Here is a 24,199-nt window from a genome sequence, read left to right on the forward strand (position 1 = left end):
TTGTGTTTTGGATTTGAGTATATAACAAAAAAAAGTCTCATACATTACTGTATGAGACTTTTAAAAATAAAATAAAAACTGGCGGCGGCCTACTCTCCCGCGTTAGCAGTACCATCGGCGCTGGTGGGCTTAACTTCTGTGTTCGGAATGGGAACAGGTGAGCCCCACCGCTAAAACCACCCTAAAGGCTTTATATAAGATATCAGAGGATAGATTTCAGATCTCAGACTTTAAGTCTGTTATCTGATGTCTTATATCTGACATCTGTTTTAATCGATAAAAACTTTCACAAAGAGCTAACCTTGCTGCACTTTCGTGCGCCATATCAGGCTATAAATCTACGGGTAATTAGTACTACTCGGCTATGACATTACTGTCTTTACACCTATAGCCTATCAACGTGGTCATCTCCCACGACCCTTAAAAGATGTCTCATCTTGAGGCGAGTTTCGCACTTATATGCTTTCAGTGCTTATCTCTTCCAAACGTAGCTACTCAGCAGTGCACCTGGCGGTACAACTGATACACCAGAGGTTTGTTCAATTCGGTCCTCTCGTACTAGAATCAAGCCCTCTCAAACATCTAACGCCCGCAATAGATAGAGACCGAACTGTCTCACGACGTTCTGAACCCAGCTCGCGTGCCACTTTAATGGGCGAACAGCCCAACCCTTGGGACCTTCTCCAGCCCCAGGATGTGACGAGCCGACATCGAGGTGCCGAACCTCCCCGTCGATGTGAGCTCTTGGGGGAGACTAGCCTGTTATCCCCGGAGTACCTTTTATCCTATGAGCGATGGCCCTTCCATACGGAACCACCGGATCACTATGTCCTGCTTTCGCACCTGATCGACTTGTTGGTCTCACAGTCAAGCACCCTTATGCCATTACACTCTACGCACGGTTACCAAGCGTGCTGAGGGTACCTTTGAAAGCCTCCGTTACTCTTTTGGAGGCGACCACCCCAGTCAAACTACCCACCACGCAATGTCCTTCTAAAAGAAGTTAGGCTCCAAGTAAGTAAAGGGTGGTATTTCAACGTCGGCTCCACAGACACTAGCGTGCCCACTTCATAGCCTCCCACCTATCCTACACATTACTTACTCAAAGTCAATACGAAGTTATAGTAAAGGTTCACAGGGTCTTTTCGTCCCATTGCGGGTAATCGGCATCTTCACCGATACTACAATTTCACAGAGCTCATGGTTGAGACAGTGCCCAGATCGTTACACCATTCGTGCAGGTCGGAACTTACCCGACAAGGAATTTCGCTACCTTAGGACCGTTATAGTTACGGCCGCCGTTTACTGGGGCTTCAGTCAATGCCTTCGGTTTAACCCTAAGCACCTTCCTTAACCTTCCAGCACCGGGCAGGTGTCAGACCCTATACTGCATCTTTCGATTTTGCAGAGTCCTGTGTTTTTGATAAACAGTCGCCTGGGCCTCTTTACTGCGGCCACCATTGCTGATGGCGTCTCTTCTCCCGAAGTTACGAGACTATTTTGCCTAGTTCCTTAACCATGATTCACTCTAGCACCTTAGGATTCTCTCCTCGACTACCTGTGTCGGTTTTGGTACGGGTTGCTTCACTTCGGCTTTTCTTGGAAGCACTTTCCCTACAGCAGCTTCGCCCGAAGGCTAGGCCTTGACTATTCCGTCAGTCTCCAGTAAGTACGGCACTCCGTCCCCTTTTTAGTGTGAGCAAGTATGGGAATATTAACCCATTGTCCATCCACTTCCCCGTTCGGGTTCGCGTTAGGTCCCGACTAACCCTCAGCTGATTAGCATGGCTGAGGAAACCTTAGTCTTTCGGTGAGCGGGTTTCTCGCCCGCTTTATCGTTACTTATGCCTACATTTTCTTTTCTATCCGCTCCACAATACCTCACAGTACTGCTTCGGCGCAAATAGAATGCTCTCCTACCAGATGTATCTAAAATACAAATCCATAGCTTCGGTAATATGTTTATGCCCGATTATTATCCATGCCGGACCGCTCGACTAGTGAGCTGTTACGCACTCTTTAAATGAATGGCTGCTTCCAAGCCAACATCCTAGCTGTCAATGCAGTCCAACCGCGTTGCTTCAACTTAACATATATTTTGGGACCTTAGCTGTTGGTCTGGGTTCTTTCCCTCTCGGACATGGACCTTAGCACCCATGCCCTCACTGCCGTAGAACATTTATTAGCATTCGGAGTTTGTCAGGAATTGGTAGGCGATGAAACCCCCGCATCCAATCAGTAGCTCTACCTCTAATAAACTTATATACGACGCTGCACCTAAATGCATTTCGGAGAGTACGAGCTATCTCCCAGTTTGATTGGCCTTTCACCCCTACCCACAGGTCATCCGAAGACTTTTCAACGTCAACCGGTTCGGTCCTCCACTCTGTGTTACCAGAGCTTCAACCTGCCCATGGGTAGATCACAAGGTTTCGCGTCTAATCCTACTAACTATCCGCCCTATTCAGACTCGCTTTCGCTCCGGCTCCGGACCTGAAGTCCTTAACCTCGCTAGTAAAATTAACTCGTAGGCTCATTATGCAAAAGGCACGCCGTCACAGCTTAATGCTGCTCCGACCGCTTGTAGGCGTACGGTTTCAGGTTCTATTTCACCCTTCTATTCGAAGTGCTTTTCACCTTTCCTTCACAGTACTTGTTCACTATCGGTCTTTCAGGAGTATTTAGCCTTGGAGGATGGTCCCCCCATATTCAGACAGGATTTCACGTGTCCCGCCCTACTCATTTATCACTTAAATATGCCTTTCATATACGGGGCTATCACCCTCTACGGCCGTTCTTTCCAGAACATTCTATTAAACATAAATTAGCTTTTGGGCTAATCCGCTTTCGCTCGCCACTACTTACGGAATCTCTTCGATTTCTTTTCCTCCGGGTACTTAGATGTTTCAGTTCTCCGGGTTTGCTCTCTAAATAAATTTAGAGTGACTGGTCTTCAACCAGACGGGTTGCCCCATTCGGACATCTGCGGATCAATTCGTGTGTGCCAATCCCCGCAGCTTTTCGCAGCTTACCACGTCCTTCTTCGCCTCTGAAAGCCTAGGCATCCGCCATACGCCCTTAACGATTTCTTTCCTAATATTAAATTAGTTCAGTATTTTTTGATAAATTAAATTTATCGATATTTTTATAAACTCGGCACTCGAAAGTGCTCGGTTATCTCTTTGTGATGTCTTTACCGTTAATGTCAATGATCTTAAATTCTTCTTGTCCAACTGATGAACGAATATTGTTTTTGGCTCTATCCGTAACTTTTAAATCAGTCTTCCAAAACTGTGGAGAATAAGGGAGTCGAACCCTTGACCTCCTGCGTGCAAGGCAGGCGCTCTAGCCAGCTGAGCTAATTCCCCTCTAGTAGACTTCAGATTTTAGATCTCAGATTACAGACTTTATTGTCTGACATCTGATGTCTTATATCTTCCCGTCTTTTTAATTAGTAGTCTCGGGCAGGCTCGAACTGCCGACCTCTACATTATCAGTGTAGCGCTCTAACCAGCTGAGCTACGAGACTGTCTGTTAGACTAACAGATTTCAGATAACAGATATCAGATTTAACTGACCATCCTATCTTCATCCTTGTCTCTCTCAATCCCTTTACTAATTTCTAGTGGGTTTTGTATTTTTAATATAATCAACCAAACAAAAAACTAAAGCTTTACTTTGAATAAGTACTTGTATCCGAAGATACTAATTTTGTTTATCGTCTAAAAGACGCTCTAAAATGAGATGTTCCAGCCGCACCTTCCGGTACGGCTACCTTGTTACGACTTAGCCCTAGTTACCTGTTTTACCCTAGGCAGCTCCTGTTACGGTCACCGACTTCAGGTACCCCAGACTTCCATGGCTTGACGGGCGGTGTGTACAAGGCCCGGGAACGTATTCACCGCGCCATGGCTGATGCGCGATTACTAGCGATTCCAGCTTCATAGAGTCGAGTTGCAGACTCCAATCCGAACTGAGACCAGCTTTCGAGATTTGCATCACATCGCTGTGTAGCTGCCCTCTGTACTGGCCATTGTATTACGTGTGTGGCCCAAGGCGTAAGGGCCGTGATGATTTGACGTCATCCCCACCTTCCTCTCTACTTGCGTAGGCAGTCTCACTAGAGTCCCCAACTTAATGATGGCAACTAGTGACAGGGGTTGCGCTCGTTGCAGGACTTAACCTAACACCTCACGGCACGAGCTGACGACAACCATGCAGCACCTTGAAAAATGTCCGAAGAAAAGTCTATTTCTAAACCTGTCATTTCCCATTTAAGCCTTGGTAAGGTTCCTCGCGTATCATCGAATTAAACCACATAATCCACCGCTTGTGCGGGCCCCCGTCAATTCCTTTGAGTTTCATTCTTGCGAACGTACTCCCCAGGTGGCTAACTTATCACTTTCGCTTAGTCTCTGAATCCGAAAACCCAAAAACGAGTTAGCATCGTTTACGGCGTGGACTACCAGGGTATCTAATCCTGTTCGCTCCCCACGCTTTCGTCCATCAGCGTCAGTTGTTGCTTAGTAACCTGCCTTCGCAATTGGTGTTCTAAGTAATATCTATGCATTTCACCGCTACACTACTTATTCCAGCTACTTCAACAACACTCAAGACATGCAGTATCAATGGCAGTTTCACAGTTAAGCTGTGAGATTTCACCACTGACTTACACATCCGCCTACGGACCCTTTAAACCCAATAAATCCGGATAACGCTTGCACCCTCCGTATTACCGCGGCTGCTGGCACGGAGTTAGCCGGTGCTTATTCGTATAGTACCTTCAGCTAGATACACGTATCTAGGTTTATCCCTATACAAAAGAAGTTTACAACCCATAGGGCCGTCGTCCTTCACGCGGGATGGCTGGATCAGGCTCTCACCCATTGTCCAATATTCCTCACTGCTGCCTCCCGTAGGAGTCTGGTCCGTGTCTCAGTACCAGTGTGGGGGATCACCCTCTCAGGCCCCCTAAAGATCGCAGACTTGGTGAGCCGTTACCTCACCAACTATCTAATCTTGCGCGTGCCCATCTCTATCCACCGGAGTTTTCAATATCGAATGATGCCATTCAACATATTATGGGGTATTAATCTTCCTTTCGAAAGGCTATCCCCCAGATAAAGGCAGGTTGCACACGTGTTCCGCACCCGTACGCCGCTCTCAAGATCCCGAAAGACCTCTACCGCTCGGCTTGCATGTGTTAGGCCTCCCGCTAGCGTTCATCCTGAGCCAGGATCAAACTCTCCATTGTATGTTTGTCTGACTCACTCAAAGTTTTTTAACGCTTTAGTTTTTCCTTACTTGGTTGTTATATTGTATGTCAATGATCTTTATATCTTTCGCTTTTTAACGAAGCAATCTCTCTGTCAGTGTCGCTCCGTATTTGCGAGTGCAAAAGTAAAACTTTATTTTCATCTGACCAAATGTTTCGAAAGAAAATTTTAAAGTTTTTTTAAGTAACCTTAATCTCTTTCCTAACCCTCAATCTCTCTACTCCTGCGCTCCCTTAATTGGGACTGCAAAGATACAAACTTTATTTTAACTCGCAACTTTTAAATCCTAAAAATTAAAAGTTTTTTTTTCGCCTGTCTCTCGTAGAATATAATGTTTATGCTTATCTAAAAGCTCCTCTGCGCTTACCGAATCCCTTTCGTTTTTCAGTGGGGCAAAGATAGAAACTTCATCCATTACCCGCAAGTTTATTTAACATAAAATTCATATTCGGGTAATATTTTACTCTTAAAGCGCTGGTACTATGAGAGAAAAATTTTAAACATTTGTTTGGGGATTGGAAGGAAAGAGTTCGAGGGTATGAGAGTTGGGGAGAAATGGGTGTGTTTCTATATGATATACCATCTATATAATGATAAGTAATAAGTAATGGAAGGTATATATTATATATAATACATGGGGTAAGTTTTCAGAATTATTTTAAAATAGGTTTGGGCTAAAGCCAATGGAAAGGTGCTTAATTTATTTGAGTGGGCTCCTATTGATGAAAATCTGTACGTTGGATATTATAGATAGAGGTTTATTTTGATAATGCGCTGTTGAGATCCTTACAGGATGATAAGAATGGTGCGGAGGAAATAGATAAATAAAGAGACTGAAGGATATGATAATTATTCTCTAAGATTGTTTTATGAAAAAACGCAGTGTTTTTTTTATTTCCCACAGATGACACGGATTTTCACAGATGATAGTGCTGGTTGTATTGTGAATAGCTTTCTGGTATATCTAATTGAAAGAGCCACTCGATCTTCTTAAAGGAATAGGTAGCTTTTTTGAGAGTCCTTACCGGAATAGAAGATTAAACATCACCAATGGCAAAGACTTCAGGCGATATTAATGTATACTTATATAAGAAGACAGGTTTTTATAAAAAACATCCTCTATTACTTATTACTCATTATTTATAATATATGTCCACTACCCTAGCCCCGATAGTAACGGTTACCCCGCAACAGGGTTTGGAAAGGTAGAGGGCGTGAGCGTTGGAGGGTAAAGGCGTGAGGAGTAGGAGTGGATAGCGGGAAATAGCTCCTGAAAAATTTTATGGAATAATTTTAATTGATTAGGATAATTAAAAGCAAGATCAAATTTGAAAAAATTCATTTTTTTGCTGGAGTCGTTAAAGATTTTTTAATCTATTATATCTTAAAAACGAGAATTTCAGTGGATATAAGTCATAAATACAGTGACTTTTTACGTTGTCATTAATCAATTGATCCTTATCTCTTAAGACAATAAACATAGAAATAATTTTTTCTCAAATAATAGTACTATTTTTGTTAAATTTGCCGTTTTACATAGAAATGTAAGAACATTTTATTTTTTTATATATTTTTTAAAAAACTGCATACTTTTTGTTTGTGCTAATTGCCTGAAGAAACGAATGATGTTAAACAACAACTCCAAAAAACACTATTTTTTATTTTTTTTCCTGACCATTACCAGCTTCGCATATGCTCAAAACAGGGCCAGCGGAAAGATTGTTGATACCAAAAACAATAAAGAGGTAAACAAAGTTGATATTTTTATTAACGATAGCAAGGCTCCAATCCTTACAACAACTTCCGGAAGTTTCAGTGTTCAGTCTGACAGTATTATTCAAAGGTTAAGATTTGCCAAAAAGAACTATACTATAGAAACCATTGACGTTACTCCTGAAAATGCGGAGAACATTTTTGTTCAGCTTTCTCAGGCCAAGGTAAGCAATATCCAGGAAGTGGTGATCCAGGCTGGAAAACCCAAATACAAAAACAAAAAGGAAAACCCGGCTTATGCTATTATGCAAAAAGTTTGGGCTCAAAAAAGAAATAATGGTCTGGAAAAGTTTGATACTTATTTTTACAAAGAATATGAAAAGACTCAATTTGACCTTAATAATATAGACAGCGCCTTTATGAAGAAGAAAATCTTCAATAAACTGGATTTTATTTTTGATTACGCAGATTCTACTGCCAGTGGAAGACTTGGTCTTCCTATATTCCTAAATGAGGCTGTTTATGAAAACTATGGTAAGAATAAACCAGACAAAGACAGTAAAAGAACTTTGGTTGCTCAAAAAACCTCAGGATTTCAAGATAATCAGGTCATTACTGTTTCTGCAAAGAACCTTTACAGGGATATCAATATTTATGATAATATTTTAAATTACTTTGATATTGGATTTCAGAGTCCGGCAGGAACAGATGGATTCGGAACTTATGATTATAATCTTGTAGATACCATTTCTATTCATGGAGAAAAGGCTTTTCAAATAAGATATCAGCCTAAGCGTAAGGATGTGCTGGCATTTCAGGGAAATCTTTATATAGATACAGATACTTATGCTGTTCTGGGAGCGACTTTAAGATCAACACAAAAAATCAATGTTAATTTTGTCAATAGCGTTTATACTCAACTGGAATATGATAATCCGGATGAAACAACATTCCTTCCTAAGAAATTGGTTACGGAGGTTGAGATGAGTCCTTTTTCAAAGAAGAAAGGATCTAAGAGTATTATTGCCAGAAAATCGGTTGATTATTCTAACTATGAATTCAATATTCCTCTTGATCCGAAAGTTTTCAAGCGAAAAGAAGAAGAATATGAGGACAAGTTCACGGATAAAGACGAGACTTATTGGACAAAGGCAAGGCCTGATACTTTATCTAAATCTGAACAGGGTGTATATAAAATGTTGGATCAATTACAACAAACGCCTAAGTTCAATCGTATGGTAAAATTGTTTGAAACTCTTGGTTCTCGTTATTATAATGCTTTTAAAGGAGTGGACTTCGGACCTATTTTCTCTATATATGGAAGAAATGAAGTGGAAGGAGACAGAATCAGAATCGGGGCAAGATCTTATTTTGGTTTGAATGACCCTTGGAGAGTTCAATTCTATACTGCTTACGGATTTAAAGACCATCAGGTAAAATATGGAGCTGAAGCACGATATATGTTCAACAGGCTTAATCGATTTATGATTGGAGCCGGAACCAGCAGAGACATTGTTCAGCTAGGAGGACAGCTTACATCTGGTGATGGAGTGGCATCACGCTCTTTATCTTCAAGTACGTTTTTTGCGAGAGGAGAGAATATTTCTTTAAGTTCTGTAAATCAGACAAGTGTTTTTGCTGCTATTGAACCCTGGAAAAACATACAGATAAGAGTTGATGGAGTTATGCAAAGTATAAAGTCTGCCATTCCGGAAAAATTTAACCTTATGTATTATCAGCCGGATGGTCAACTAAGAAAAACAGTAAATGATTCTCATGTTACCATTAGTTTGATCGCTAAACCGGGTGCAAGATTTTCCCAAACCGGAATTGACAGGTATCAGGCGAGAAACCTGGCTCCTACTATTGTACTAAGGTACACAAGAGGTATTGAAGGTTTATTCAATGCTGATTTCAACTATGATAAGCTGCAGTTTATGTTCTACAAACCGTTTTTGATCGGAACATTAGGGAAAACTGTTGTGAGTTTTGAAGCCGGAAAAAATTTCAATACAGTTCCTTTGGCTTTACAGAATATTATTCCCGCTAACCTTTCTTATGGTTTGGTTCCGAATACGTTCTCACAGCTTAATTATTATGAATTTGTAGCCGATGCTTATACGACTCTTCATTTGGAACACCATTTTAATGGTAAAATATTGTCTTATATTCCTTTAATCAAAAAGCTAAAGTTTAGAGAAGTAGCTTTTATACGAGCAGCTTACGGGACTTTGAGCGATGCATCCAAAGCAATTAATGTGGAAGGTTTTAAATACTCTGCTCCAAGTGAACATATTTACTATGAATATGGATTTGGTATTGAAAACATTGGTATTGGAAACTTAAGATTATTCAGAGTAGATTTTAACTGGAGAGGAAATTATCTTGACAGACCTGATATTTCAAAGTTTGGCGTTAAGGCCGGAATTCAGGTAGGATTCTAAGTAAATAATATGATATAAAGAATCGGGCGGCTTCTTCGAAGCCGCCCGATTTACTTTATTATTCTTTAAAAATTAACACTGGCAAGGCATAATTTCTTCTACTGCATTTGGGCAGTATTGCTGCTGCCAAGGAGTAAGCCCACACCATTGAGCACATGTTGTTGCCAAAAAATCAGGACACATATAGTCATTTCCTGCAATGATTGATTTCAATTGCTTCTTGGTAATTTTTTTATAATTTCTCATGCCTGCATAGTTTATATTAGATACACTCACAAGGCTCTTCAAAGATATTACTTGGGCAATGTAACTTCTGCCATGCAGTCCAACGGCACCACGCATTACAAGAACTTGCTACAGGAGGGCAATTTCCGGCTCCACCATTAATTTCTTTCAGATTCTTTTTTGTTAATTTTTTCAGATTTTTCATAGTATCTAGTTTTAATTAATTGTCTATTCTATATATATTTTTTTTCTAGAGCTCCTCTAGAATTTGCTGAAGCAGATAAATTTAAAAACACTGCTTTTCAGAAACAATGCTTCCAGCTTTATTTTTATTTATTCATCGCAAGGCATACATAGCACTTCAAGTAAACAACGTTGCCTCTGCCGTGGTGCCCATCTGCAACAATTGAAACAATCATCTGTTACAGGAGGGCAATATTCTGAACCTCCGTTAATATTTTTCAGGCTCTTCTTTGTAAGTCTTTTTAAATTCTTCATAGATTCTATGTCAATTTTTTGACTGTTTGTATGAAATAGACTAGCAGTCGCAAGGCATATCAATAACCGCATTGGCACAATGAGCTTTTTGCCATGCACTCCAACCACACCATTCGCTGCACCATGAAGCTGGAATTGGACATGTCTCACCACCAGCAATTGTCTTCAGCTGTCTTTTTGATAATTTTTTTAAATTTTTCATAGTATTTAGTTTTAATTTGTTGCCTACTCTATAAGCTTTTCGGCTTCCGCATCTGATTTGTTATTTGAGATGCAGCAAATATATAAATATTTCACCATCTGTAGATTATTTATAATAAAATTAACTTTTAGATAAGAAAACAAAAAAAGCCTCAGCAAAATGCTGAGGCTTTAATTTTTATAAAACGCTTACAATTACGCGTTTGGTTCTACAGATACGAAAGATCTGTTGTTTGCTTTCTTTCTGAAAACTACTTTACCATCTACTAATGCAAACAAAGTGTGATCTTTACCGATTCCCACGTTATCACCTGGGTGGTGCTGAGTACCTCTTTGTCTAACAAGGATGTTTCCTGCAATAGCAGCTTGTCCTCCGAAAATCTTCACCCCTAATCTTTTAGAGTGAGACTCTCTACCGTTCTTGGAACTACCGACTCCTTTCTTGTGTGCCATTTTATTACTGGATTATTTGTTAAGTGCTTTAAATTGATCAATATTCTTAATGATAGCAGCATCTACTTCTTCATGAGTAAGGATCTTCTTTTCTAATTCAACTTTAACTGCTTTACCTAAAGTAATTAAAGTTTCTCTGTTCTCTTTAGACTGAGACAAGTTGTTTTTCTTTAAGTGATAGTTCAACTCGTGATCTTCACTAAAGTTAACAGTTGCGTTGTCAGAAAGAACTTCAGACTTTACAGTTTCTTTTTTAGCTGCTTTTTTAGCTCCGCCTTCAAATCCTGTAATACCAGTGATTATGATTTGAGTTAAAGATTGTCTGTGACCATTTTTAACTTTGTAACCTTTTCTTCTTTTCTTTTTGAAAACGATTACTTTATCAGCTTTTACGTGGTCTAGGATCTCTGCTTCCACAGTGATTCCGCTTACAGCTGGGGCGCCTACAGTGATTGCTCCGTTTACAGTAAGAAGAACTTTATCGAAAGAAACTTTTCCTCCTTTATCTCCTTTTAAACGGTTCACAAACAACTTCTGGTCTTGCTCAACTTTGTATTGAAGCCCTGCTATTTCTACAATTGCAAACATTGTTTATAAATTTTTAGTTATTTCGAGGTGCAAATATACAAATTAATTTCTAATCACCTTACAATCAAAGCAATGTTTTTTATTGAAAAAATATATTCACTATGTTTTGAATAATTTTTATTACTAAAGTGCTCATACATAAAAGATAATTTCTTACCTTCGTTTTACCAACTAAATAATTATATGAAAAGAAACTTTAACCTCTGCTTTCTAGCAGGTGCTATTGCTGCATCATTCCTGACAGCATGTAGTGATGACAAAATGGAAGAGACAGTTCTTCCTCAACAGGAAAGCCTTAGTGCAAAAATTGAACAACCCGGAGCCGTTGAAAAAAATTGTTCTTATGTAGACAATAATTGGAGTGCTAACTCTGTTTTAATGACCGGACTTCAGAATGCCACAGACACCAATTTTATGAATGCTCAAATGACTAAAATTGCAAGTTTATGGGGAAGAAGCAATCCTACTCTGCGTTTTGTGAACGATGCATCCAATTTCAATTCAACGTACAATGCAATTTCCTATTCTACAGGAAAGATCTATTATGGATACGCCATCTATTATGATGCAAAAGCAAAAGGCGGTGATATTGTCAATGCGATGATTCTTGCTCATGAGTATGGACATCAGCTACAGTATATCTTTGGACTTCCTTCAGTTAATGAAAATACGGCAAGACCTAATGAACTTGAAGCTGACGGTTTCGCAGGATATTACCTAAGAAGACCAAATGGTTATAACAAAACAAATTTCTCTGAAATTGCCGCTGCTTACGAATTTGCTCAAAGCATTGGAGATTATCAAACCAATAGTCCGGGGCACCATGGTACTCCTGCACAGAGAAGATCAGCTGTCCGTTTAGGTTTCCTTTTAGGACAGTATGACCTTAATGCATCCAACTTTGATTACAATTTCTTCTATTATTATCAGGGAGTTCTTAATGGAACTTACAAAATGGCTAAAAACAAGGTAAACCCAGAAATTGATGCCTATATGAGCCAATATATAGATGAATTAAGAAAAATTCAGTCCGGAGAAATTTCAGCGGAAGAATTTAAGCATCTTCAATAAAGAAACATTCATTTTTAGCATATTTAAGAAAGGAGGCAGACCATCAGGTTCTGCCTCTTTTTATTTGATTTGAAAAATAACAGAAGTTTATTTACTTTTGACCCCATATCTATCATAATGAACAGAGATCTCTATATTGACTTCGCCAAAGGATTGGCTACCCTATCCATTATCTTTATCCATACAGCTTTCTGGTCGGGGCAGTTTTATATTCCTGCAGAAGTAAGGGTCTTTTCCCTTGTTTTTGATGTCGCTTTATTTTATGCATTAAGCGGAATCACTTCAGGAACTAATATTGAGAAAACGTTCTATAGACTGCTCAAATTACAGATCACTTATATGATCTTTGTGACTTTTCTGTTCTTTTTGGATTATTTCTTTAAAGTATTTGGCCTTTCATTCTTTTCTCTGCAGTGGCTGCAGAGTTTTTATTCAACATTTGGATCAAAATATTCCACAACCAGTATTTCAACCATCCCTCAATGGCAGAACCTGGGCAACTGGTATCTTCATCAATATACCAATGCTGATACTTTCCCCGTAGTAATGGGAAGCTTTTGGTATCTTAAAGTCTATTATATTCTTACTGTTTTAGGAGTATTAATCTTAAGATTTTTCCCAAGGCATATCAATTGGTTCATTGGGCTTTGTATAGGCCTCACTTTATTATTCAACATCTTCCCGGAGTATTACCCAACAGGGCAAGTGGGCTATGTAGCCTTTTATATGACAGTATTCTTAATTGGAAACAGAATGCGTGGAAAAAAGATTCCCACTAAAATTGTTCCTGTTCTATATACCCTTGTAGCAGTAGCTTTAATATGGATGTTCTGGTATTACGGAAATGAAATTTTCTATAAGATCAATAAGAATAAATTTCCGCCACAGATTCCTTATATTATTTGGGCCCAGTTTTCATTAGTTACCTTATTCGTTCTTTATAACAGATTAAAAGTCACTAAAGAAAATCTCATCACTTATATAGGTAAAAATGCTATCTTCTTCTATTTTGCACAGGGGATAAGCTCATCCTTAGTTTATTTTCTGGTGGTTCCTCTGAAAGAAAATATGTCGTGGTGGCTTTTAATGGTTACCATTTATGTCATTAATATTATTCTAGCATTCGTTATTTCTGCAGGTTTGAAAAAAGTAGATGCATTGGGATGGAATATTCTTGAGTTTTTAAGAAAGAAAACAGCGGTTAAAGACTAATTTTCTTACTAAAGTTTCCTGAGAGATCAATTCTGAGACCTAAGGTGAAAACACTTTTTTCTCTTTCTCCTGCTGCTGTTTTTCCCATAGAAAGTCTTTGTTCGCTATAAATTTGAGCAAATCTGAAGGGAGAATAGGAAAGTCCTACAATTATATCATTCTTTTTGAATCCGGGATCCAGGTGATATTGTTCTGATATATCCTTTAGATCCGGAACGTAAAGATTATATCCTACTAAAACAGAGAACTTCTGGAATTTATATTTCCCGAAGACTTCTACTCCTTTGGCATTGAAAACGGTTGTAAGAGGTAATGATCCCATCGCAGGGTCTAGGTAAGAACCTTGAGAAAAATCTCCATTTTTCTGTACTACTCCAACAATACTAAAATCGATGATGGGTCCAATATATTTAGTTCCTAAAGAAAAATAAGTAGGTTGCCCAGTTAGCCCAATAATTCTTCCGGCATTGACAAGATCGTCACTAAGTAAAGCTCTGTTATAAGCAGCTCCTGCAAAAAAACCTTCTTTTATCTCATATTGAAGAGAAGCTCCGAATCCATCAATAAACTTAGCATTATTTCCCCCTCTGGCCTGAATCTGCCCACCAATATAGAATGGGCCGAAATGATTTCGATAAATAACTGCCTGATCTGCGCGCCCGGTTCCTGTTTCTCCACCATCTGTTCCTCCGATAAATGTTGCGGATGCCCGTGCTCCAAAAACATTAAAACGGTCTGTATAAGCAGTAACATCACGATAAACACTCCATTGCTTTCCGATGGTAAGGGTTCCGAATTTTCCGAAATCTAATCCTAAATACCCGAGACGGTTACCAAAAACCTGTTGTTTCTGGGCAGACTCTACATTGAAAAAACCTCCTGACAAATTTCCATCTACATTAAAAGAAGTTCCCCCTTTAAACATATTTAACTGAATTTCGCCACCAGCAATAAGCCCAAAGTCATGTTTTTTAATATTCACTTCCAATCCAATTCTAGAGGCATTTTCCTGAAGTTCCAGTTTATGATCATATACCGCTAAATGTCCACGAAGACTCGCATAAGGCTTTACTACAATTTCCAGTGAATCTTTTGTCTCTTGTGCCTGTATCTTTCCTATACCTATAAAAAGCAATAAATACCCTATTGACAAACAGAACGGTCTCCTTATATTCATTCGAATGATTATCTGATTATTAGTTTCGTTACTAGATAGAAATTTAAGAAAAAAATAATAATCCAAGAGCTTTGCCATTTATAAATACGGCATAAAACAAGCGCCTCGTTAAACAAAACCTAACAGAATATAAATTCTACCTCATCAAAAGTACTGAATATGCCTAATTTGTTTTAAATTTACAAAAATTTAAAACATGTTTAAGTTGAAACTCCCAACCGATCCAAGGTGGGCAAACATTGCAGAAGGAAACATCGAAGAAATTTTAACGGATCATGCATGGTGCGAACAAAAAGCGGCGACCAATGCCATTGGTCTAATCACAATGCTTCCTGAATATCCGGAGATTGTTACAGAACTTCTTGCCATTGCCCAAGAAGAACTTGATCATTTCAATCAGGTTCATGAGATCATTAAAAAGCGCGGGTATCAATTTGGAAGAGCCAGAAAGGATGATTATGTAAATGAACTTGCCAAATTTATCATCCAAGGAAGCAGAGAGGATCTTATTGTAGACAAAATGCTTTTTGCAGCCATGATTGAGGCCAGAAGCTGTGAAAGGTTCAAGGTTCTTACTGAAAACATCAAAGACGAAGAACTTAAAGTCTTCTACAAAGAACTCATGATCTCTGAAGCCAATCATTATACCACTTTCATTGGATTTGCAAGGCAACTTGGAGATCCTGAAAAGGTAAATGAACGATGGGAAGCCTGGCTAGAATATGAAGCCAATATCATTAAATCCTACGGAAATAAAGAAACCATTCACGGTTAAAAATATAAACAGTAAAGAATAAACGTTGAAGAAACCAAGCTTTGAAAGTATTGCCAATCTATTTCTGAAAAACTTTTTTCAGGGGCTGGTTATTATTGGACCAATTGGACTGACAATTTTTGTAATCTGGTATATTGTAAGTGCAATAGACAATCTTGTTCCTTCACTTGCAAAACAGGTTCCGGGGCTTGTTTTCGTTTCAATCATATTACTTACTGCTATTTTAGGCTATCTTGGAAATAAATTTGTGGTGGGAAAATTCTTTTTTGACACCATGGATAGCTTACTGGAAAAAACACCGGGAGTAAAACATATTTACACTCCTACCAAGGACGTCATGTCCTCTTTTGTGGGTGACAAGAAAAAATTCAACGATCCTGTATGGGTAAAAACGAATGAGAATCCGGAAATCTGGAGAATCGGCTTTTTAACTCAAAAAGAAATGTCGGACGTTGACAAGCATAATTACGTTGCGGTATATTTACCCCATTCTTATGCCATTTCGGGCTGGGTAATTGTTACTGAAGAAAAAAACATCAAACCTGTAGTAGGAATGACTGCTGCTTCTGCTATGAAATTTGCAGTAAGTGGCGGTGTTGCCGGTTTTCATTCTGATGAGAATATATTTAAAGCACCGGAATAATACCTATTCTTCTTTAGATGTACATTGATGAATTTGAAAATTATTTTCAAACACATTTTCTTTTACACACAATTTAAAAACATACCAACCCATGAATTTACCGTACGCGGAACCTTTCCGCATTAAAATGGTGGAAGAAATCCACCAATCCACAAGAGCTGAAAGAGAACAATGGCTTAAAGAAGCAAATTACAATCTCTTCAACCTAAAATCTTCACATGTTTATATCGATCTTTTAACGGATTCCGGAACCGGAGCAATGTCTGACAAACAATGGGCTGCATTGATGACCGGAGATGAAAGCTATGCAGGATCCCGTTCTTTTGAGCAACTCCAGAATACTGTTGAAAAAATTACAGGATTCAAATACTTATTACCTACCCACCAGGGAAGAGCTGCTGAAAATGTACTGTTCTCTGTTTTAGTGAAAGAAGGTGATGTAGTACCTGGAAATTCTCATTTCGATACGACAAAAGGACATATTGAGTTCAGAAAAGCACATGCCATCGACTGTACAATTGATGAAGCTTTTGATATCAATGACCTTCATCCTTTCAAAGGAAATATCAACCTTGAAAAACTTGAAGAAGTTTATAAAAGCAATCCTAAGGAAAATATCCCTTTCTGTCTGATTACAATTACCTGCAATTCTTCCGGAGGACAGCCTGTCTCTCTGGAAAATATGAAAGCAGTAAAAGCTCTTTCCGATCAATATGGAATTCCTGTATTCTTTGATTCCGCAAGATTTGCAGAGAACGCTTACTTCATTAAGAAAAGAGAACAAGGCCAGGAAAACAGAAGCATCAAAGAAATCTGTAAAGAGATCTTCTCTTATGGTGAAGGAATGACAATGAGTTCTAAAAAAGATGGATTAGTAAATATTGGAGGGTTTATCGCTTTAAATAACGAAGAAATATTCAGAAAAGCATCAAATTTCACCATCATCTATGAAGGATTCATTACTTATGGAGGAATGGCCGGAAGAGATATGGCAGCTTTGGCGGTAGGTCTAAATGAGGCTACAGAGTTTGCTTATCTCGAAAGCAGAATTTCCCAGGTTGAATATCTTGGAAACAAACTTATTGAGTATGGGATCCCGGTTCAGAAACCCATCGGAGGGCATGCCGTGTTTATTGATTCTTTAAATTTCCTTCCTAATGTTTCCCGTGAGGAGTATCCGGCCCAGACTTTAGGTCTTGAAATCTATAAAGAAGCAGGAATCAGAACCGTAGAAATCGGAACTTTATTGGCAGACAGAGATCCTGAAACGAGACAAAACCGTTATCCAAAATTGGAATTGGTACGTCTTGCGATCCCTAGAAGAACATATACTAATAATCATATGGATTATATTGCTGCCGCCATAAAGAACGTATATGAAAGACGTGAAGAAATTGCGAAAGGATATAAAATTACATGGGAGCCAGAAATATTAAGACATTTTACTGTTCAGCTTGAAAAAGCATAAGTATAAAAACAAAGCCGGAATTGATTTTCGGCTTTTTTTGTTGTTCAATTATTCCACAAATACTTTCCCCAAAACCTCACGTATATCTCCTTATATTTTTTATGCTTTTCATCTAATTTCTCAAAAACTCAGAATCAATTTAATTTATTTTTTAAAAATAATGAATGATTTTAATTTACTTTTGTACCACAAAAACAGACCGAAAAGTATTTAAACACCAACCTGAAAAAACCATTATTCCGAACATGAACAAAATTGCTGTCGTGGGCGCTGGTATTTCCGGCTTAAGCATGGCGAATTATCTCGAAAAATACAATATTGATTATCACATTTACGAAAGAAGAAAAAAAGAAGACCTGGCGGGACATGGCTTTCTTATCCCACAGGAAGGTATTGAGTATCTAACCCAGATCATAGATCCTGCTCTTCTTTTTCAACATGGAAGCTTTCTGAAAAAATATGTCCAATATTCCCATACAGGAAAAAAATTGGCAGAAAAGGACCTCAACAATGTATTTGCCATTTCAAGACATTCGCTCATCCAGCTTCTGTCAAAAAATATCTCTTCTGAGAAAATAACCTATAATGCCACAGTAATTCCTTCTGATAAAGAAAAAGGAAAACTGAAGCATTCTGATGGAGCAACTATAGATGCTGAAATAGCAATTGTTTCTGACGGTTCCAGAAGCAGAATCAGAAGAAACCTTTTTAAGGATGAAAAAATGAGACAGGTAAGAGAAAATGAGGTCGTTAATATTATTAAAAATAAAGACATCGCAGCTTCTATTGAAAATGATTTCATGAAATTCCATCACGATCAGGGTGGACTTACTTTTGGAATTCTTAAGCTTTCTCATGATACCATCCTTTGGTACTCTCAGTTTGACAACGAAAAATATAAAGTCAATGAACACCCGTCAGAGAACCTGAAAAAGTATATGCTTGAACTTTTTGCAGACTGGCATCCTTTAGTTTCATCCATTATACAACAATCGAATTACGAAAATGTACATTTATGGTGCGTGTACGAACTGGAAGAGCTAAACCCCTTTTATAAAGATAACATCGTATTCATTGGAGATGCAGCACACCCACTTATCCCTTTTACAAGTCAGGGAGTGACCTCAGCATTAAAAGATTCTCATACCTTGACTAAATATTTAGTAGAAGAACCTTCTATTTCAGAAGCATTCCGTAAATATGAAGCGGAGAGAAAGCCTGAAATAGAAATCCACATCAATAATGGCAGAATATTATTGAACCAGTTTCTTCTCCCGATTGATCAACATACAGACAATATTTTACCCATATCTTACAAATAAAAAATGTTCACCAATAACGACATCAACTTTGAAGCCTTAAAAAGAAAAGCCTATAACGGAAGATGGGCTACCCTGGAAGACGGAATTATCCCTTTAACAGCAGCTGATCCGGACTTTAGAACAGCTCCTGAAATAGAACAGGGAATTATTGAATATATAAAAGACGGCTATCTGAACTATGGCCCGTTTTCAGGACTTCCTGAATTTAAAAAAAGTGTTGCAGATCATTTTAATCAGGAAAAACACGGTAGTTTTTCTCCTGAAAATGTTTTAGCTGTTAACAGTGCCGCACAGGGAATGTTCTTAATTGCTAAATATGTTTTACAACCTGGGGATGAAGCGATTATCTTGGATCCCGTAGATTTTTTATTTAAAAAATCTGTAGAAACAGCCGGTGGAACTGTAAAACTATGCCCCGTAAATACTAAAACAGGAGAAATTGATTTCGAAAAATTGGTTTCTTTAATAAATCCCCACACTAAACTGATAAGTATCTGTAACCCACACAACCCACTTGGTAAAGTATATTCCAAGGAGGTACTGAAGAAGGTTTCAGAGATTGCTTCAGCTCACGATTTATGGGTAATGAGTGATGAAATCTGGAGTGATATTATTTATGACGAGAGAGATTTTCACACGTACTCATCAGTTTCTGAAGCAGCCCAAAGAAAAAGCTTCACTGTATATGGATTCTCAAAATCGTTTGGAATTGCAGGATTGAGAATAGGCGCTGTTCTATGTAATGATCAGGAAATTCTGGAAGATTTTATAGAAAAATCCAATTTCAATTCTACGATAGAAGGTGTTTCCACTCTATCACAAATTGCAGGAAGTGTTGCATTGGAAAAGGCCAAACCTTGGTATAAAGAGTTCTTAAACCACTTACAGCAGAACAGAAACCTGGCTTTCCAGCTTCTGAATGGTTCAGGGCTTGTAACCCCTACTCTTCCCGAAGCTACTTTTGTATTATTTCCGAAGATTGAAAATGGAATGTCCAGCGATCAGTTTGCCCAACATGTTTTACAACAAGGAAAAGTAGCCATTGTTCCCGGTTCGGAAAGATGGTTTGGAAAAGGAGCTGAAGGGCACATCAGAATATGTTTTTCTACTTCCAAAGAAATTCTGGAAGAAGGTATTAACAGAATCATTACCAGCTTTTAATGTTGAAAATTTTAATTAAATCAAATATTTTAATTATTATTTTACTTTCATTTAACATAAACAATGTTAAATTAAGACATTCATAACAAATATTTAATTTAAGTATTGATTTACAAATAAATATTGATAATTTTGAGTTAACCACCACTCAAAATTATCAATATGAAGATAAAATACATAAGCATCATTTTTCTTACGGCATCTTCTCTATCTTATGCTCAGCAGGTAAAAGATACGCTGACAAAGGAATCAAAAATAGATGAAGTAGCCATTACTGGAAGCCGAAACAAAAAAAGAACAGTCATTAATACTCCTGTTCCTATTGATGTTATCGATATCAAACAGGTAAGCCAGGCGACGGGCCAGGTAGAAGTAAACCAACTTTTACAGTTCTCTGCCCCTTCCTTTAATTCTAATAAACAATCCGGATCGGATGGTGCCGACGCAGTAGATCCGGCTACATTAAGAGGACTCGGCCCGGATCAGACTCTTTTACTCCTTAATGGAAAAAGATACCATCAATCTTCCCTGATTAATCTTTTTGGAACCAAAGGAAGAGGAAATACGGGATACGATATGAATACCATTCCTATCGGAGCAATTAAACGGGTTGAAGTGCTGCGTGACGGGGCTTCAGCTCAATATGGTTCGGATGCGATCGCCGGAGTCATTAATGTTATCCTTAATGATCGGGATAAAGGTTTTGAAGGAAATGCTTTTTATGGAATGAATCTTTTTAAAAGTCCGGGAAATAATGATGTTGTTTCCGATCATAAAGTTGATGGGATTACATTTGATTTCAGCGGAAACCTGGGAACGAAAATAGGGAACAAGGGAGGTTTTGGTAACTTCACTGCTGAATTTATCAACAAAGACTACGCAATCAGAAATGCCAATCCTGAAATGTACAATGCTCCAAGACAGCGCTTTGGAGATGCTAAAGCTCAAAATGTCTATTTTTTCGGAAATATTGAACTTCCATTAACCGATGGACTGAAGTTCTACTCCCGTCAAGGCTTTTCCCACAGAAATACGAAAGCCTATGCATGGACAAGAACTCCTGAAGCTAATGGTAATATCCCTGAAATCTATCCAATGGGGTTTGATCCCATTGAGGATACCAGCATTAGTGATTTCACCTTTGATAATGGTTTAAAATTCAAAGTGGCTAACTGGGATGTAGACTTTTATAACGCCTTTGGAAATAATAGATTTACTTATGAAATTACCAATACTGTTAACGCTACATTAGGCCCTAAGTCTCCTACTCAATTTTATGCTGGTGGACATTCATTATTGCAAAATACAACCGGATTTAATGCGGTAAGGCAATTTAAAGTGCTTGAGGGGCTGAATATTGCGTTCGGATCGGAATTCAGATATGAAAAATTCAATATCATAAAAGGAGAAGAGGCTTCCTATACAATGTATGATATTAATGGAAATCCTGTAACCTCAAATACTCCTGACAATTTATTAGTGACTAATCCTCTTGCTGATCCAAGCGATAACATAAGACCAGGAGGTTCACAAGGATTCCCTGGTTATGCTACAGATATTGGTAAAAACAGAAATAACTTTGCCGCTTATGTAGATACTGAACTGGACATTACCAAAGACTGGATGATAAGTGTAGCAGGAAGGTTTGAAAACTATAATGACTTTGGAAGTACCCTCAATGGTAAATTTGCTACACGATATGCAATTACCCCACAATTTGCCTTTCGTGGATCTGTCTCTACAGGATTCAGGGCTCCTTCTCTTGCTCAGAAGTATTACAGTCAGCAGTTCACCAATTTCCAGGGTGGTAAATTGGTGACCATTCAATTGGCTTCAAATGATAGTGATCTTGCCAGTAGATTAGGTATTGAACAGCTGAAACAGGAAACCTCCGTTAATGGAAGTGCTGGATTTACTTTTAATACTGGTAAGTTCACCGCAACTATTGATGGTTATTATATCAGTGTAAAAAACCGAATTGTTTTGACAGGAAATTTCTCAAGAGATGATTTACCAGGAGATGTTCAAGCCGATTATCCTTATATTGACCAGGCACAGTTCTTCTCCAATGCAATTGATACCCGAACTAAAGGAATTGATCTTATTCTAAGTTATAATGAAAGTTTGGGCTCAGGAAAATTAACCGCTACATTGGCTGGAAACTATAATGATATGGAAATCACCAAAGTGAATACTTCACCACAATTACAAGGGAAAGAAGACGTCTATTTAAGTACCAGGGAAAGAGCCTTTATTCTGGCTTCTGCTCCTAAAACAAAGATCAACCTCAACCTCAACTATAAGATCAACAAGTTCAATGCAAACCTTCAGCTGGTAAGATTTGATAAGGTTACTTTAATTGGATATGATAAGGCTGAGCAGATCTACAACGCAAAAGTAACCACTGACCTCTCTTTTGGATATGAGTTTTCAAAGAGCCTCAACTTTACTCTGGGCAGCAAAAATATATTCAACAGATATCCAACCCTACAAAAAACACAGGTAACTGAAGGAAATACAGAAGCGGGTGGAATTTTTGACCCGGTACAGATGGGATTTGCAGGGAGACAGGTTTTTGCCAGACTTAATTTTAAGTTTTAAAAGGTTCGTAACTGAAAGAAGGTAAGACTTCTACCTAAACTAATAACCTTTTCTCATGCAACCTTTCCTTCCTTATAAAAAAGACTGCTGAAGATTTTCAGCAGTCTTTTTTATTTCTTTGAAATTCTATAAAGCTTTCCACTATCTGTGACGGCGTAGAGATTTCCATCCATTCCGTCCAGTACATCTCTGAATCGTTCACTTTGGTCTGCCAAAAGGCGTTCCTCTCCTACCACTTTATTATCTTTCATCACAATCCTGTTAATATGCTCACCACTCAGACATCCAATGAAAAGGTTTCCTTTCCATTCTTCTATATTTCCGGTATAGAAAGTAACTCCGCTTGGAGAAATTACCGGATCCCAATAATAAACTGGCTGTTCAGTACCTTCTTTCTGGGTAATACCCTTTCCTACTTTAGCCCCGGAATATTCAATCCCATAGGTTACATCTCCCCATCCATAATTCTTTCCTGGCTGAATAAGATTAATTTCATCACCTCCTCTTGGGCCCATTTCCACATCCCAAAGGTTTCCGTTTGGGTCAATAGCTAAACCTTGAGGATTACGGACTCCATAAGCATAAATTTCAGGTTTATATCCTTGCTTTCCTATAAATGGATTTCCTGGGGCTGGCAATCCGTCTTTGGTGATCTTAATGATCTTTCCTAAATAATTATCTGTTTTCTGAGCATAGACCCTTGTTTCTTTATCAGATCTTTCTCCGGTACTGACAAATAAATTTCCATCTTTATCAAAAACAAGCCTGCTTCCATAGTGTTTATCTCCATCATAAGAAGGTTCTGCGCGGAAAATCACTTTTACATCTGAAATTGATTTAAAATCATCTGATAATTTTCCTTTCGCTACAGAGGTAAGGTTTCCTTTTCCGAATGGCTCTGAAAAACTAAAATAAATAGTAGAATTGGCTTTAAAATCAGGATCCAACGCTACATCCAGCATTCCCCCTTGTCCTTTAGAGTCTACCTTTGGAAAGCCTTCTATATTGGAGACCTGTTTTCCATCTTTTGATACAACATTCATAGATCCTCGTTTATCTGTGATGAGGAACCTTCCATCCGGTAAATTAATAATTCCCCATGGCTTCCCAAGGTCTTTATTCAATATCTCCACATTGTAAGCGGTATTTGTTTTTACGGCCTTTATCCGTGTTTGTCCTTTAAATGCAGGCTGATATTCAGAATTGGGTTTTTCTGTCTCTACACTCCCTTCATTTCCGGTTTGTTGGGCATGTGCATTATTCTTTTTACACGAAGATAAAGTCAGAAAAAGACTAAGCATTGGAATATAAAATTGATTGATTTTCATACTATTATGATTAGGTGTTCGAAAATGAATGGAAAAATAATGC

Annotated in this window: 17 protein-coding genes, 2 tRNA genes and 3 rRNA genes; 9 read left to right on the forward strand and 13 right to left on the reverse strand. The window is 38.3% G+C overall.

Annotated elements, in window-relative coordinates:
- Positions 1-76: 76 nt before the first annotated feature.
- From rrf to EL260_RS00030, 5 genes are all read right to left on the reverse strand, one after another.
- Positions 77-184 (reverse strand): 5S ribosomal RNA (rrf, locus tag EL260_RS00010).
- A 144-nt stretch (positions 185-328) separates the two neighbouring features.
- Positions 329-3,092: ribosomal RNA gene (locus EL260_RS00015) — 23S ribosomal RNA — on the reverse strand.
- A gap of 202 nt (positions 3,093-3,294) precedes the next feature.
- Positions 3,295-3,368: transfer RNA gene (locus tag EL260_RS00020), tRNA-Ala, on the reverse strand.
- Between the two features lie 87 nt (positions 3,369-3,455).
- Positions 3,456-3,529, reverse strand: a tRNA-Ile gene (locus EL260_RS00025).
- Between the two features lie 208 nt (positions 3,530-3,737).
- Positions 3,738-5,254, reverse strand: a 16S ribosomal RNA gene (locus tag EL260_RS00030).
- The 16S, 23S and 5S rRNA genes sit together here with 2 tRNA genes alongside, the layout of an rRNA operon.
- A 1,644-nt stretch (positions 5,255-6,898) precedes the next feature.
- Here EL260_RS00030 and EL260_RS00035 point away from each other — a divergent pair.
- On the forward strand, positions 6,899-9,433 hold the full coding sequence (locus EL260_RS00035) for a DUF5686 family protein (protein ID WP_228445243.1): 2,535 nt from the start codon (positions 6,899-6,901) through the stop codon (positions 9,431-9,433).
- A 72-nt stretch (positions 9,434-9,505) separates the two neighbouring features.
- Here the strand turns inward: EL260_RS00035 and EL260_RS25385 are convergent, their stop codons facing one another.
- From EL260_RS25385 to rplU, 6 genes are all read right to left on the reverse strand, one after another.
- Positions 9,506-9,679: a hypothetical protein gene (locus EL260_RS25385; protein ID WP_164466581.1), complete on the reverse strand. Its 174-nt coding sequence runs from the start codon at positions 9,677-9,679 to the stop codon at positions 9,506-9,508.
- Positions 9,680-9,695: 16 nt separating this feature from the next.
- Entirely contained in the window at positions 9,696-9,863 is a 168-nt protein-coding gene (locus EL260_RS25390) for a bacteriocin-like protein (protein ID WP_164466582.1), read from the reverse strand.
- Between the two features lie 128 nt (positions 9,864-9,991).
- Positions 9,992-10,228 carry a bacteriocin-like protein gene (locus tag EL260_RS26240; RefSeq protein WP_449506075.1) on the reverse strand — a complete coding sequence of 79 codons (237 nt, stop codon included), beginning with the start codon at positions 10,226-10,228 and terminating at the stop codon, positions 9,992-9,994.
- A complete protein-coding gene (locus EL260_RS00040; RefSeq protein WP_228445616.1) occupies positions 10,197-10,415 on the reverse strand; it encodes a bacteriocin-like protein in 219 nt (72 codons plus the stop codon). The genes EL260_RS26240 and EL260_RS00040 overlap by 32 nt, the downstream gene beginning before the upstream one ends.
- Before the next feature lie 137 nt (positions 10,416-10,552).
- Positions 10,553-10,810: a 50S ribosomal protein L27 gene (rpmA, locus tag EL260_RS00045; RefSeq protein ID WP_123858271.1), complete on the reverse strand. Its 258-nt coding sequence runs from the start codon at positions 10,808-10,810 to the stop codon at positions 10,553-10,555.
- Between the two features lie 12 nt (positions 10,811-10,822).
- On the reverse strand, positions 10,823-11,398 hold the full coding sequence (gene rplU, locus EL260_RS00050; RefSeq protein ID WP_123858272.1) for a 50S ribosomal protein L21: 576 nt from the start codon (positions 11,396-11,398) through the stop codon (positions 10,823-10,825).
- A 183-nt stretch (positions 11,399-11,581) separates the two neighbouring features.
- On the opposite strand from rplU, the gene EL260_RS00055 reads away from it, so the two are divergent.
- Entirely contained in the window at positions 11,582-12,469 is an 888-nt protein-coding gene (locus tag EL260_RS00055; protein WP_123858273.1) for a neutral zinc metallopeptidase, read from the forward strand.
- A 117-nt stretch (positions 12,470-12,586) separates the two neighbouring features.
- Positions 12,587-13,681: an acyltransferase family protein gene (locus EL260_RS00060; RefSeq protein ID WP_123858274.1), complete on the forward strand. Its 1,095-nt coding sequence runs from the start codon at positions 12,587-12,589 to the stop codon at positions 13,679-13,681.
- On the opposite strand, the gene EL260_RS00065 is transcribed toward EL260_RS00060, so the two are convergent.
- Complete coding sequence (locus EL260_RS00065; protein ID WP_123858275.1) at positions 13,671-14,858, reverse strand: porin; 1,188 nt, start codon at positions 14,856-14,858, stop codon at positions 13,671-13,673. The two genes, EL260_RS00060 and EL260_RS00065, sit on opposite strands and share 11 nt — an antisense overlap.
- Positions 14,859-15,054: 196 nt before the next feature.
- Here EL260_RS00065 and miaE point away from each other — a divergent pair, with 196 nt between their 5' ends.
- From miaE to EL260_RS00095, 6 genes are all read left to right on the forward strand, one after another.
- The gene (gene miaE, locus EL260_RS00070; protein ID WP_123858276.1) at positions 15,055-15,633 is read left to right on the forward strand and encodes a tRNA-(ms[2]io[6]A)-hydroxylase; all 579 of its coding nucleotides are present in this window, start codon (positions 15,055-15,057) and stop codon (positions 15,631-15,633) included.
- 25 nt (positions 15,634-15,658) lie between these two features.
- Positions 15,659-16,276, forward strand: coding sequence for a DUF502 domain-containing protein (locus EL260_RS00075; protein WP_123858277.1), 618 nt, complete (start codon positions 15,659-15,661; stop codon positions 16,274-16,276).
- A gap of 91 nt (positions 16,277-16,367) precedes the next feature.
- Positions 16,368-17,744: a tryptophanase gene (locus tag EL260_RS00080; RefSeq protein WP_123858278.1), complete on the forward strand. Its 1,377-nt coding sequence runs from the start codon at positions 16,368-16,370 to the stop codon at positions 17,742-17,744.
- A gap of 164 nt (positions 17,745-17,908) precedes the next feature.
- Complete coding sequence (locus EL260_RS00085; RefSeq protein ID WP_228445245.1) at positions 17,909-19,066, forward strand: FAD-dependent monooxygenase; 1,158 nt, start codon at positions 17,909-17,911, stop codon at positions 19,064-19,066.
- A gap of 3 nt (positions 19,067-19,069) precedes the next feature.
- Positions 19,070-20,227 carry a pyridoxal phosphate-dependent aminotransferase gene (locus EL260_RS00090; protein ID WP_123858279.1) on the forward strand — a complete coding sequence of 386 codons (1,158 nt, stop codon included), beginning with the start codon at positions 19,070-19,072 and terminating at the stop codon, positions 20,225-20,227.
- A 162-nt stretch (positions 20,228-20,389) separates the two neighbouring features.
- On the forward strand, positions 20,390-22,828 hold the full coding sequence (locus tag EL260_RS00095; RefSeq protein ID WP_123858280.1) for a TonB-dependent receptor plug domain-containing protein: 2,439 nt from the start codon (positions 20,390-20,392) through the stop codon (positions 22,826-22,828).
- 110 nt (positions 22,829-22,938) lie between these two features.
- Here EL260_RS00095 and EL260_RS00100 read toward each other — a convergent pair whose 3' ends face one another.
- A complete protein-coding gene (locus tag EL260_RS00100; RefSeq protein ID WP_123858281.1) occupies positions 22,939-24,156 on the reverse strand; it encodes a PQQ-dependent sugar dehydrogenase in 1,218 nt (405 codons plus the stop codon).
- Positions 24,157-24,199: the final 43 nt, after the last annotated feature.

This window comes from Chryseobacterium nakagawai (assembly GCF_900637665.1).
Lineage (GTDB): Bacteria > Bacteroidota > Bacteroidia > Flavobacteriales > Weeksellaceae > Chryseobacterium > Chryseobacterium nakagawai.